Here is a 14,187-nt window from a genome sequence, read left to right as displayed (position 1 = left end):
TAATTGCTATATATTTTAGAAGCAGAAAGTCATCGTTTCTAAAAGAACGTTTAGTCCCGCTGTACACTATATCTTTTTCTGCCTAAAGAAGGCAAAAAAAGGATATCGCTCCCATCGGGGCTAAGCTAGAAGTCTATTTTTCAAAAGAAACTTAGAAACATCCTTTACAGCATTTAATTAAATTAAAAAGTGTTATACAAACTAAGAAACAACTTCTTCATTCCACAAAAATATTCCTTTACTTTAAAGTAAAAACATTCTCTTATTACTTTTAGAAAATAGAATTTAAAATTTTACTCTTTAAAATTTTTCCAAAAAAAAAGATCCAGTTTTCACTGGATCTTTTTTTATATATAAACTAGCAGTTAATTATGCTTTATTATGCTTGTCTTCGATTGTATGTTTATCATCTTTAGAAATCGTATCAACCAATACTGGTGTTGCGATAAATAATGAAGAATAAGTACCTACAACAATACCAATTAACATTGCAAAGATAAATCCTCTGATAGACTCACCACCAAAGATAAACATCGTCAATAATACGATAATCATCATTAATGAAGTATTCAATGTTCTTGATAATGTAGTATTAATAGAAGCGTTTACAATATCTTCAAAACTTCCTTTACGGTTTCCAATGATGAACTCTCTAATTCTATCGAATACAATTACAGTATCATTCATAGAGTAACCAATAACGGTAAGAATCGCAGCAATAAAGTGCTGATCCATTTCCATATGGAAAGGCATGAATTTATAACATAAAGAGTAAATTCCTAGTACAAAGATTACGTCATGCGCAACAGCTGCAATCGCACCTAATGAATATTGCCATTTACGGAAAGAGATCATTAAGTATAAGAAGATAACTGCCATCGCACCAAGAACTGCCCAATATGAGTTAGTTTTGATATCTTCAGAGATAGAAGCTCCAACTTTAGAAGCTTGTAAAACTCCAACTCTTTTACCATCAAAAGTGTTTGTGAATTTATCATAAGAAACATTAGGGAAATACTTCGCCAATGCATTGTATAATTTCTGATTCACCTCTTCATCGATAGCTACTCCGTCTTCTTTAATTTTATATTTAGTCGTGATTTTCAACTGATCATCATCACCTAAAATTTTAGCTTCAACCGGAGTTCCAAAAGCAGCAGATAATTCATCTGAAACAACTGTAGCATCTACTGGTTTTTCAAATTTAACCTGGAAAGTTCTTCCTCCAACAAAATCAACACCTTCATCTAATCCATTAACGAAGAAGATAGAAATCAAACTTACCACAACTACAATAGAAGAGAAGATATAAGTGAATTTTTTGATTTTAATAAAGTCAAAGTGGAAATTAGTAAACCAGTTTTTAGTAATATTAGTAGAGAAAGTCAAATCACCTTTTCCAGCAATATTTCTGTCAATGAAAATTCTTGCGATAAAAATTGATGTAAACAATGAAGTTACGATACCAATTAATAATGTCAAAGCAAAACCTTTAATTGGTCCTGTTCCAAAAATAAACAAGATTGCTCCAGTTAAAACGTGTGTTACGTTCGCATCAATAATAGAACGCATTGCACCGTGCCATCCGTAAGAAGCAACAACTGCCTCTGACAATGATTTACCTTCACGTAATTCCTCTTTTGCTCTTTCAAATATAATAATGTTGGCATCTACCGCAGTACCTAATGTTAATACGATACCTGCAATACCTGGCAATGTTAATACAAAACCAAAACTTGCCATAATTCCAAATAAGAATAGTAAGTTTAATAATAACGCAAGATTAGCATACCAACCCGCTTTACCATAATAGAATACCATCCATAAACAAACTAATAAAAATCCAATTACAGATGAAATTGTACCAGCATCAATTGCAGCCTGACCTAAAGATGGTCCAACAACAGTTGATTGGATAATATCTGCAGAAGCTGGTAATTTACCTGCATTCAATACGTTTGCTAAATCTTTAGTTTCAGCCACATCAAAAGAACCTGTAATTTCAGATCTTCCTCCAGCGATTGGACCACTAGTAACACCAGGAGCAGAATACACAATGTTATCTAAAACAATAGCGATATAACTTTTTTGAGCGAAAGCTCTTCCTGTCAATTCTTCCCAAACTTTAGCACCCTGACTGTTCATTTGCATAGAAACAGCTGGTTTTCCTAATTGGTCAAAAGTATCTTTTGCATCAGTAACAACACCACCGCTCATAGCAGGTACGTTATCTCTGTTTCCTTTTAAAGCATATAATTCAACTGCTTCAACTTCTTTTCCTTTAGCATCTTTTAAAGTAGTTGGTTTACTCCACACAAATTTCGCGTTGTGTTGGTCAGCAGCCAATAAAACTCTAATTTCTGGTCTTTTAAAATAAGCATTGATAGTAGCAGTATCTTTTGGAGCAAAGTAAGCTAAAACCGGTCCACCACCCTGACCTAACATTTTGTCAAATAATGGGTTGTTTCCTTTCTTAACGTCAACAGAATCTTTAGCATCAGTCAATAAAGCATTCAATGAATCTTTAGCAACTGTTTTAGTTTCTGTTTTCTTAACTTCAGTTTTTTTCAAAGCTTCATTAGTAGCTACTAAGAAGTTTCCAATTTCTTCAATTTTATAAGTTTCCCAAAACTCTAATTGAGCTTTTCCTCCTAATAATTTCTTGATTCTATCAACATCTTTAGCACCTGGAAGTTCAACTAAAATTCTTCCAGTTTCTCCTAATTTTTGAATGTTTGGTTGTGTAACACCAAATTTGTCAATACGCTCTCTTAATACTTTGTAAGCACTTTCGATAGACTCATCAACTTTTTTCTTAATTACTTTTTGAGCTTGCGCATCAGTCATTTGGAAATCAATTCCACCTTCACCTTGTAAACTTCTGTTTGCAAAAATATCTGGTGAAGCTAATTTTGTAGTTCCATTTGAGTTTGCTTCAAACGCTTCAAAAAACTTATTTAAATAGGTTTTGTTTCCTTCTAAATTTGCAGTCGCATCAGCTAATGATTTATTAAATACCGGATTTTTAGAATTGTTTGACAATCCTTTCAATACATCTTTAACAGAGATTTGAAGAATAACGTTGATTCCTCCTTCTAAGTCAAGACCTTTATTTAATTGTTTGTTTTTTACTTCATTATAAGTAAAATTTGTAAAACCAAGATTTAGCACATCTACTTTACCAATAGAATCTAAATATTTTAGCTCTTTATCAGGATTGTCTCCTGCAAAAGCTTTAGCTTCACTTTTGACGCTGTTTGCCACAAAAGTGAACGAAAGTTGGTAAATACTTACCAATGCAAATAGAATTGCGAAAAATTTAATAAGTCCTTTATTCTGCATTATTACTAAAAATTAATTATGTTTTATTGTTTGTTTTTGTTTTAAAGTCCCATAAAATAAGCCCTGACATCATTTTTTAAAACTAAAAAACCAGATCACGAATTACAGCATTTTTTTTAAACCGAGCAAATATATAATTCTCGAAAAGATTAACCAATTTATTTATTAATTAATCTCAAAAAAAAGACTGCAAAAGTGCAGCCTTTTCCTTTTTTTACCAAATTCTTTATACTAAAATCGATTTTAGGGCATCATTCATACCTCTAACCGCATCTGCGCTTTTAGCGAACAAAGCCTTTTCCTGATCGTTTAATTGAATATCTAAAATTTCTTCTACTCCATTTTTACCTATAATACAAGGTACTCCAATACAAATATCATTTTGTCCGTATTCTCCTTCAACAAATACAGAACAAGCAATCATTTTCTTCTGATCGTTCAATATACTATCAACCAAATAAGCCACAGAAGCTCCTGGAGCATACCAAGCTGACGTTCCTAATAATCCAGTAAGTGTTGCTCCTCCTACCATAGTATCAGCAGCAACTTTCTGCAATGCTTCTTCTGAAAGGAATTCTGTTACCGGAATACCATTATAAGACGCTAAACGTGTTAAAGGAATCATCGTAGTATCACCGTGACCACCAATTACCATTGCTGAAATATCATTTGCAGGTTTATCTAAAGCTAAAGACAAATAAGTTCTAAAACGAGAACTATCTAAAGCACCACCCATACCAATAATTCTGTTTTTTGGTAATCCTGTAGATTTTAAAGCTAAATACGTCATCGTATCCATTGGGTTCGAAACAACAACAATTATAGTATTTGGCGAATGCTTTAATACATTCTCAGCAACTGTTTTTACAATTCCTGCATTTATACCTATTAATTCTTCACGTGTCATTCCTGGTTTTCTTGGAATTCCTGATGTAATTACTACTACATCACTTCCAGCTGTTTTAGAATAATCATTGGTTACACCAGATACTTTGGTATTAAAACCTGTATTAGTAGCACATTGCATAATATCCAACGCTTTCCCTTCGGCAAAACCTTCTTTAATATCCAACAACACTACTTCGCTGGCAATTCCTCTATAAGAAATAACATCAGCACATGTAGCTCCAACATTTCCTGCTCCTACAATGGTAACTTTCATATTTTATACTTTATCGGTTATTAATTAATTTATTTTATAAACGACAATTCGTTTAATCGTTTAAGTAAATTTAAACAATTAAACGAATTGAAGGTTAAACTTTTTTATTATGCATCGATATTTGCGTAAACAGCATTTTTCTCGATGAATTCTCTACGTGGTGGTACTTCGTCTCCCATTAACATTGAGAAAACTCTATCGGCTTCAGCCAAACTATCAATAGTTACCTGACGTAAAGTTCTGAAGCTCGGATCCATTGTAGTTTCCCATAATTGCTCCGCGTTCATCTCTCCAAGACCTTTATAACGCTGAATAGCTGCACTTCCTCCCATTCTTTCATTCGCCTGATCGCGTTGAACATCATTCCATGCGTACTCCTTTTTATTTCCTTTTTTAACTAAGTATAAAGGTGGTGCTGCAATGTAAACGTGACCTTCTTCGATCAATTCTTTCATGAAACGGAAGAAGAACGTTAATATTAAGGTAGAAATGTGACTACCATCGACATCGGCATCACACATGATGATTACCTTATGATATCTTAGTTTTTCAAGATTTAATGCTTTACTGTCTTCTGCAGTACCAACAGTTACTCCAAGAGCAGTAAATATGTTACGAATCTCTTCGTTTTCGAATACTTTGTGGTGCATTGCTTTCTCCACATTCAAAATCTTACCACGTAACGGTAAAATCGCCTGAAAGTTACGATCACGACCTTGTTTTGCTGTTCCACCAGCCGAATCTCCCTCGACAAGGTAAACCTCACATCTTGCAGGATCCTGCTCAGAACAATCCGATAATTTTCCTGGTAATCCACCACCACCCATAACGGTTTTACGTTGTACCATTTCACGCGCTTTTTTCGCAGCGTGACGTGCCTGAGCAGCTAAAATTACTTTTTGGATGATGATTCGTGCATCATTTGGATTTTCCTCCAAATAATTCTCTAACATTTCTCCAACAGCCTGAGAAACCGGAGAAACTACTTCTCTGTTTCCAAGTTTAGTTTTTGTCTGACCTTCAAATTGTGGCTCAGCAACTTTTACCGAAATAATAGCTGTTAATCCTTCACGGAAGTCATCTCCCGCAATTTCGAATTTCAATTTATCTAACATTCCAGAGGCATCTGCGTATTTTTTTAGGGTTCTTGTCAAACCACTTCTAAAACCTTGTAAATGCGTTCCTCCTTCGTGTGTATTAATATTATTTACATAAGAGAAAATATTCTCTGTATAACTTGTATTATAAATCAAGGCAACTTCAACCGGAATTTCACCTTTTTCATTATCCATGCTGATCACGTGAGAAATAATTGGCTCACGGTTACCATCTAAATAACGAATATATTCTTTAAGACCTTCATCTGAATGAAAAACTTCAACTTTAAATTCTCCTTTATCATCAACTTCTCTTTTATCTGTAAAAGTAATTGTGATTCCTTTATTCAAGAAAGAAAGCTCACGCATACGAGCTGATAAAGTATCATATGAAAACTCTGTAGTTTGTGTAAAGATTGTATCATCAGGGTAGAAAGTCTGACGTGTACCTCTTTTATCTGTTTCTCCGATTTGTTTTACCGGATATAATGATTTTCCTCTTTCGTATTCTTGTTCGTAGATTTTACCATCTCTGAAAACAGTAGATTTCATATGAACAGAAAGCGCGTTTACAACTGAAACTCCAACACCGTGCAAACCTCCGGAAACTTTATAAGAATCTTTATCGAATTTACCTCCGGCACCAATTTTAGTCATTACAACCTCAAGTGCAGAAACTCCTTCTTTTTTGTGTAAATCAACTGGAATACCACGACCATTATCTTCAACTGTTACCGAACCGTCTTCGTTAATTGCAACACCAATGGTATCACAATGTCCTCCCATCGCCTCATCAATAGAGTTATCAACAACCTCATAAACCAAATGATGTAGCCCTCGAACCCCTACATCTCCAATATACATCGATGGACGCATTCTTACGTGCTCCATTCCTTCTAATGCCTGAATACTATCTGCTGAATAATTGTTCTTCTTGATTTCTTCGCTCATATAATTTATTCTAAAAAATGTATTTATTGTCTAACACGCAAATATATAAAAACGCAAATTATATATCCGTTAAATTCCTATTTAAAGCACTTAAGTTATTAACATATTGTCAAAAAAAGTCAATTAAAAATGGAACAATCAATTTTAATTTCTGTTTTTTTGAAATTCTAAATCTTAAACCAAAATTCTAAAAAATAAATTGCAGTTTCAAAACTTAAACAATTGTAAAAAACAAAATCCGAAACCACATTTTCATGCTGTTTCGGATTTTAGAATTTGAATTAAAAAAAATTACATTTTATTTTTTATTAAAATCTCCTGCATAAACAGAAGTCATTTTATCCAGACTTAAATATTTTTTCAAAACAGCATTAACATCTGCTACTTTTAATGCTTTGACTTTGTTTTCTAAATCATCATAGTCTTCTAACGGAACACCGTATTGCAAATAGGTATTAACAAGATTCATCAAAGTGTCGTCACTTCCTAATCTTGTTTTTCTTTCATTCTGCCAACTAACCAAATTTGATTTTAGTTCTTCGGCAGTAAAACCATCTTTTAACGCTTTAGTAATTTCTTCTTTTGTAGCCGTCTCAACCGCATTCTTTTTTGTCGGATTTAGAAAAGCATAATACGACCATGAAGCAACATCATTTGTGATAGGCACATCAATAAACGAACCTGCACCGTAACTTATTCCCTCTTTTTCTCTCAATCTCATCGGGATTCTTGCACTTAAAAAACCACCACTACCTAATATTTCATTAGCCATTACAAATGCGGGATAATCGGCACTGCTTCTGGTCATTTTAAAACCAATTCTACCAAGCGCTACGGCATTTTCTTTATCTGGAGTTATATAATCCTTATCCAAAACTTTTGTTTCAAAATAAGTAGGTTTAGCTAATTCATATTTTGACTTAGAGTTCCATTTTCCGAAAGTGTTTTCTAAAATCTGAACAGTAGATTTTTCATCCAAATCTCCAACTACACTTCCAACACCATTATTTCCACCCAGAATATTTTTATAAAAATCTACAATTTCAGTTTGTTTTATCTTTTTAAAAGCATCGATTTGCTCCTGAATAGTTGGAGTATAAAAAATACTTGTTTTATCATATTTTGTAGTCTGTCTTGAAAGCTCTGTAAAAGCAACTGTTTGCGGATCATTAAGATTAGACTCTAAATAAGTATTATAATCCGTAATCGTTTTGGTCAACTCATTTTCCGGAAAAGTAGAATTGACAAGTAAATCATTTAAGATTTCCATCACTTCTTTAAAATTTTCCTTATACGTACTAATGTTAATCGACAAAGTTTGTCCTGAATAATTAAAATAAATACTAGACTTTAATTGATCCAATCGATCCTGAATTTGCTCTTTTGTTCTGGTTTTTGTTCCTGTTTTTAATAATTGGGCAAGAATTCCGCCAGCATCCGTTTTTCCTGCTAAATCTTTTTCATTACTCATCGGAAATTTAAAATTAGCCTGAACTTTTCCTCCTTTTATTTCTTTTTTGATCAAGCCGTATTTTGCTCCGTTACTTAATTTTCCCTCAACAAAATTCTGTTTTAAATTTTTGATAGACGCTTCAAATGCAGCTGCTTCCTTTTCTAAAGCCTTACCTTTGTAATCTTTAGTTAAAGCAACTACTTGCTCATCTGTATATTCTACAGATTTCACTCTTTGCTCATCTTTTGAAGGGATAAATATTCCAACCGTCCTGTTATTACTTCTAAAATATTTCTCAGCAACTCTCTGAATATCTTCTTTTGTTAATTTTTCGACTGCATCTCTGTACAAATAACCTAATCTAAAATCACCAGCTCCAATAATTTCTGTTAGATTAATCGCAAACGAAATGGTATTATTTTTAACACTTTCAATTTGTTTGATAATCTTTGCTTTGGCTCTGCTTACGTCCTGATCTGTGTATATTGTTGTTGGAATTTTATCCAATTCTGTCCTTACAATATCTCTTGTAGCCTTAATGTCTTTGTCATTAGGGACAGCAACTCCAAAATACATAAAACTTGCATCCCTTACATTTGGCTGCCACACATACAAACTTGAAACTTTTTGGGTTTCAACCAAAGTTTTATACAAATAACCCGATGGATCAGAAGTCAGAATTTCACCTAAAGCATCAATTGCAGCAAAATCTTTATCGGCATAGGGAACAGTATGATATAAAGCCCCAACATTTTTGCTGTCTCCTGCTCTGTTAAGTTCAACGAATTTTTCTCCATCCTGAGCCGGTTCAAGAGTATATGTTTTATCTAAAACCCTTTTTGGCCTCGGAATAGCTCCTAGATATTGTCCAACATATTGCAATGCTTTTTGTTCATCAAATTTACCTGCGATAATTAAAGTAGCATTGTCTGGCTGATAGTATCTTTCATAAAAAACTCTCAGTGTATTTGCTTTAACCCTTTCTATATCTTCCTTGCTTCCAATCGTACTATTTCCGTAATTGTGCCACAAATAAGCTGTTGAAAGGATTCTTTCCTGTAAAACGCCATCCGGATTATTTTCACCTATTTCGAATTCGTTTCGCACCACTGAAAATTCCTTATCAAGATCTGTTTGCAAAATAGTCGCATTAATCATTCGATCAGCTTCCATTTCAATACTCCATTTTAAATTTTCATCGTTTGATGGAAAAATTTCATAATAATTAGTTCTGTCTAACCAGGTTGTTCCATTGGCCGCTCCTCCTTTATCAGAAAGCATTTTTTTGATGTCGCCCAAATTCTTAGTACTTTTAAAAAGCATATGCTCTAATAAATGCGCCATACCTTTTTCTCCATAACCTTCGTTTCTGGAACCTACACTGTAAACAATGTTGACCACCATATTGCTTTGAGAAGCGTCTGGAATCAAAAGAATTTTTAATCCATTATTTAAAGAATATTCTTTAACACCTTCTACATTAGTAATGTATTTTGGTGTTTCAGATTTTTGGGCATAAACTGAACTCAATGAAACAAATGAGCAGCACAAAATTCCACATAGCAATAGGTTTCTCATAGATTGTGTTTGATTATTTAGAATTAATTGTTCTTGGTAATCAAATATAGTATTTTTCTTAAATACGATAATCTGAAATTAACTAAGTTTTAGTAATTTACGGGAAACCACAAAAAAACCGAAACTACATTGTGAATGCATTTCGGTTTTTATATTTTGATTCCAAATTGAGATTTGGAATTTGGAATTTTTTTATTAGAATTTCTATATTAAACTGCAACTCCAGATTTTACACTCTCAAAATTTCCCTTTAAGTGGGCTGCATTTGCCCTGCCACTTGGATCCTGATTGTCTTGCCATTTCGGAATCCATTTGCGTACTGTTTGAGCAGCACTAACCTGTGGATAATATTTATGAAAAATTGATCTGTAAAAATAAGCTTCTTTTGTTGTTGGTGAATTGTATGGAAATTCAGCAGCAGCTCCGGCTAATTGTTCGTCTGAAACCTGTTCAGCGCAATATTCAATTAATTGATCAACCCAATTATAACCAACTCCGTCTGAAAACTGCTCTTTTTGTCTCCACAAAACTTCTGCTGGCAAATACGGATTTTCAGGGGTATCAAATGCTTTTCTTAAAATATATTTCTCAATACCATCGTATGTTTTTGGTTGTTTTTCTTCCGTTTTGATTCGGATTGCTACATCTAGAAAAGCGGTATCCAAAAACGGAATCCTCACTTCTAAGCCCGTTGCCATTGTGGTTTTATCAGCACGTAATAAATCGGCAGTAAATAATTTCTGAACTCTTTCAATTGTTTCATCCTGAAATTCTTCTGTTGATGGTGCGTTTCTAAAATACAAATGTCCACCAAAAATCTCATCGGCACCTTCACCTGAAAGAATTACTTTTATTCCTTTTTCGCTTATTGCTTTAGATAGCAAATACATAGGAACTCCTGCTCTTACAGAAATAATATCATACGTTTCAATATGATAAATTACTTTTTCGATCATTTCAACAGCTTCTTCTACAGAAAAATGTATTTCATGATGTTCCGTTCCCAAAAATTCTGCTGCTTTTCTGGCTGCAGTATTATCAGGTGCATCAGCATCTAATCCGATAGAAAATGAATGTAATTTTTTTCCGTTTTCAGCATATATTCGAGCTGCGATTGACGAAGTCAAAGAAGAATCTAAACCGCCTGACAATAAAACACCAAGAGGAGCTTCACTCATTAAACGTTTACGGGTAGCTTCGACTAAAGTCTCACGTATCAAATCTAAATCAAGACTTTCAACTGCCTTTACATGATCTTCATATTCAGGTCGGTAATATTTTACAAAACCTGTTTTAGCTGTATAATAATGTCCCGGAGGAAAAGTTGAAAATGACTTACACTGATCAGCAATAGATTTCATTTCTGAAGAAAAATAAATCCTTCCTCTCTCGTCCAATCCGTAATACAAAGGTTTTACTCCGATAGGATCTCTTCCGGCAATATAATCATCGCCATCAATAATAACGAAAGCAAAATCTCCGTCTAGCATATTACAGAAATTATATCCAAATTCTTCGTACAAATGGACAATAACTTCTGAATCTGATTTTGTTCTAAATGTGTGTTCCTTTAAAACAGTATTTTTTAATTCCTGATAATTATAAATTTCGCCATCATGAACCATCCAGGCTTTATTTGTTCCCTGAATAGGTTGTTTACCTGTCTGTAAGTCCACAATTGATAAACTTTCGTGACAAATAATACTTCCATTCTCCATAATATGAAGATCATTCTCATCAGGACCACGATGTGACATTCTTTTAGAAAGTTCTTTTACAAGTTTCGGGTCTTTTCCTTTACCAATAACGGCCAATAATCCAGACATACAATTCTATTTTTTATTATTAATTTTTTCACTCCCCTCATGGAGTGAATTAATTTTAAAAGCTTACTATAATTTCAAATATGACACAAAACTAAATATTATTCCTTCATTTCATTGATTCGTTTCTTAATCTTGTAGATTTAAACTGTCTTTCAACAAAACATCAAATATAAAAAGAAAGTTAAAATATTATCGAAAAAAATCATAAGTCGCTGAAATTATGAATTTAACAATTTAAAAGACGAAAAACGTCCTCTAAATAGAGAACGTCTTTGCTTAATATATACTAAATTCAAAAATTCATTTTTTTATGCTTTCTCATAGGCATCATCATGTACACTTGCAACAGCTCTACCTGAAGGATCATTCATGTTTTTGAAAGCTTCATCCCATTCCAAAGCAATTTTTGTACTACAAGCAACACTTGCTTCCTGAGGCACACATAAAGCTGCAGCATCACTTGGGAAGTGTTCAGCAAAAATGGAACGATAATAATATTCTTCTTTAGAAGTTGGCGTTTGTAACGGGAATTTAAATCTTGCATTTGCCAATTGCTCATCAGAAACTTCTTTTGCTACGACTTCTTTCAAAGTATCAATCCAGCTGTATCCTACTCCATCAGAAAATTGCTCTTTTTGTCTCCATGCTACACTTTCCGGCAACATATCTTCAAATGCTTTACGAACAACCCATTTTTCCATCGGATGCTCTTTGTTAATCATTTTATCTTGTGGGTTAATGCGCATTGCAACATCCATAAATTCTTTATCTAAGAATGGTACACGACCTTCAATTCCCCAGGCAGCTAAACTTTTGTTCGCTCTTAAACAATCATACATATGAAGTTTTCCTAATTTACGAACGTTTTCTTCGTGGAATTCTCTTGCGTTTGGTGCTTTATGGAAATATAAATACCCTCCGAACAATTCATCTGCACCTTCGCCAGAAAGAACCATTTTAATTCCCATTGATTTAATAACTCTCGCCATTAACCACATTGGAGTTGAAGCTCTTACTGTAGTTACATCATAAGTTTCAAGGTTGTAAATTACATCACGAACTGCATCTAATCCTTCTTGAATTGTAAATTTAATTTCGTGGTGAATAGTTCCGATATGTTTTGCTACAACCTGAGCAGCTGCTAAATCAGGAGAACCTTCTAATCCTACTGAAAAAGAGTGCAATTGCGGATACCAGGCATCAGTAGTATCATCTGATTCTATACGTTTTTGTGCAAATTTTTTGGCTACAGCCGAAGTAATAGACGAATCTAAACCTCCAGAAAGTAAAACTCCATAAGGAACGTCACTCATCAATTGTCTGTGAACTGCAGCTTCAAGTGCTTTTTTAATTTCAGGAATACTTGTTTCGTTGTCTTTTACAGCATCATATTCTGTCCAGTCTCTTTTGTACCATTGTACAAATTCACCGTCTTTACTTGTCATATAATGTCCTGGAGGAAACAATTGAATTTTTGTACAATATCCTTCCAAAGCTTTTAATTCAGATGCTACATAAAAAGTTCCATGTTGATCCCAACCAATGTACAATGGAATAATTCCCATATGATCACGAGCAATAAAATACTCATCTTTCTCTACATCATAAATCGCGAATCCAAAGATTCCGTTCATTTCATCAATAAAGTGAGGTCCTTTTTCTTTGTAAAGAGCCAAAATTACTTCACAATCACTTTCAGTCTGAAAGTTATATTTTCCTTCAAATTGTTTACGCAATTCTCTGTGGTTGTATATTTCACCATTTGCAGCCAAAACCAACTTTTTATCTTCTGTAAATAAAGGTTGTTTTCCAGACGCCGGATCAACAATTGCCAAACGCTCATGAGAAAGAATTGCTTTATCATTACTGTAAATACCACTCCAGTCTGGTCCACGGTGACGGATAATTTTAGACATTTCTAATACTTGAGATCTTAAAGTCTCGGCTTTTTGTTTTAGATCAAAGGCACATACGATTCCGCACATAATTATATATTTTTAATTGTAAATTTTATTTTGATAGGGCAAAGATGCGGTATTGGTTATAATTGAAAAACATAAATATTCATTTCAGTTATAATTTTAAAGCATAATTTCCATTTTACATATAAAATGTAAAATTTTAAAGCAAAAAAAAGCCCTAAACTTGAAAATTTCAATTTCAGGACCAAATACAGCGTAAAACGCAAGGTTTTCAATAGATTATTGAACTATGTTTTAACATTTAAAAGAAATATTAAGAAATATTCAACAACAAGAATAAAAGCTGTTCAGAAATTATTTATTACTCAATCCTGAATTAAATTATTCAACACTTTCAATAGTATAATGTGTTTTATTAATTTCAAACTGAAACCCAACTTTATTCCCCATTAAATGAGAACCCAAAGGAGATTGTGGAGAAAGTGCAATAACATTAATTCCGTCAATTGAAATTTTAGGAAGTGCCACGCTCAAATACAAATGAATTCCATTGGCTTTTACCAAACTTCCTGAAATAATATTTTCTGTTGTTTTTGACGCGTCAATCTTGTCTAAAATCGCTTTTTGAGTTATAGCTTCTTTTAATTTATTGGTCAGTTTTTCCTGTTCGATATGCATCATCGACAAAGCGGTTTCATGCTTATCACCGGCAGAACCTTTTGCATCGTTTTTAGAATCTTCGGTCAAAGCCGAAATCATGTCTCTAAAAACATCTATTCGGTCCTGAACCATTTGTAAATAATGGGAATGTATTTTTTGTTTGAAGTTCATAGGTTTTCTGCCACGAAGGCGCTAA

Annotated in this window: 7 protein-coding genes; all 7 read right to left on the bottom strand. The window is 33.4% G+C overall.

Translation table 11 applies throughout. The features are described from left to right. Window positions 1-369: 369 nt before the first annotated feature. The 7 genes from secDF to AC1RRN_RS00535 all read right to left on the bottom strand — a co-directional run bounded on the left by secDF (window position 370) and on the right by AC1RRN_RS00535 (window position 14,162). The gene (secDF, locus tag AC1RRN_RS00565; protein ID WP_492965395.1) at window positions 370-3,342 is read right to left on the bottom strand and encodes a protein translocase subunit SecDF; all 2,973 of its coding nucleotides are present in this window, start codon (window positions 3,340-3,342) and stop codon (window positions 370-372) included. A 226-nt stretch (window positions 3,343-3,568) separates the two neighbouring features. Further along, window positions 3,569-4,504, bottom strand: a complete 936-nt coding sequence (mdh, locus tag AC1RRN_RS00560) for a malate dehydrogenase (RefSeq protein ID WP_492965394.1) — start codon at window positions 4,502-4,504, stop codon at window positions 3,569-3,571. Between the two features lie 107 nt (window positions 4,505-4,611). Further along, entirely contained in the window at window positions 4,612-6,552 is a 1,941-nt protein-coding gene (gyrB, locus tag AC1RRN_RS00555; protein WP_154783142.1) for a DNA topoisomerase (ATP-hydrolyzing) subunit B, read from the bottom strand. Between the two features lie 298 nt (window positions 6,553-6,850). Beyond that, window positions 6,851-9,583 carry a M16 family metallopeptidase gene (locus AC1RRN_RS00550; protein ID WP_492965393.1) on the bottom strand — a complete coding sequence of 911 codons (2,733 nt, stop codon included), beginning with the start codon at window positions 9,581-9,583 and terminating at the stop codon, window positions 6,851-6,853. Window positions 9,584-9,792: 209 nt separating this feature from the next. After that, window positions 9,793-11,409 (bottom strand): asparagine synthase B, encoded by a 1,617-nt coding sequence (gene asnB / locus AC1RRN_RS00545; RefSeq protein WP_492965392.1) that lies wholly within the window; start codon window positions 11,407-11,409, stop codon window positions 9,793-9,795. 308 nt (window positions 11,410-11,717) lie between these two features. Continuing rightward, a complete protein-coding gene (gene asnB / locus AC1RRN_RS00540) occupies window positions 11,718-13,394 on the bottom strand; it encodes an asparagine synthase B (protein WP_492965391.1) in 1,677 nt (558 codons plus the stop codon). A gap of 318 nt (window positions 13,395-13,712) precedes the next feature. After that, complete coding sequence (locus AC1RRN_RS00535) at window positions 13,713-14,162, bottom strand: hypothetical protein (protein WP_492965390.1); 450 nt, start codon at window positions 14,160-14,162, stop codon at window positions 13,713-13,715. Between the last annotated feature and the right edge of the window lie 25 nt (window positions 14,163-14,187).

The sequence above is a fragment of the Flavobacterium sp. GW821-FHT11G01 genome (assembly GCF_058808175.1).
This window is presented reverse-complemented; position numbering and strand designations above follow the sequence as displayed.

Coding starts and splice junctions, on each gene's coding strand:
- secDF (WP_492965395.1), bottom strand. CDS start 3,342: ATGCAGAATAAAGGACTTATTAAATTTTTCGCAATTCTATTTGCATTG.
- mdh (WP_492965394.1), bottom strand. CDS start 4,504: ATGAAAGTTACCATTGTAGGAGCAGGAAATGTTGGAGCTACATGTGCT.
- gyrB (WP_154783142.1), bottom strand. CDS start 6,552: ATGAGCGAAGAAATCAAGAAGAACAATTATTCAGCAGATAGTATTCAG.
- AC1RRN_RS00550 (WP_492965393.1), bottom strand. CDS start 9,583: ATGAGAAACCTATTGCTATGTGGAATTTTGTGCTGCTCATTTGTTTCA.
- asnB (WP_492965392.1), bottom strand. CDS start 11,409: ATGTCTGGATTATTGGCCGTTATTGGTAAAGGAAAAGACCCGAAACTT.
- asnB (WP_492965391.1), bottom strand. CDS start 13,394: ATGTGCGGAATCGTATGTGCCTTTGATCTAAAACAAAAAGCCGAGACT.
- AC1RRN_RS00535 (WP_492965390.1), bottom strand. CDS start 14,162: ATGAACTTCAAACAAAAAATACATTCCCATTATTTACAAATGGTTCAG.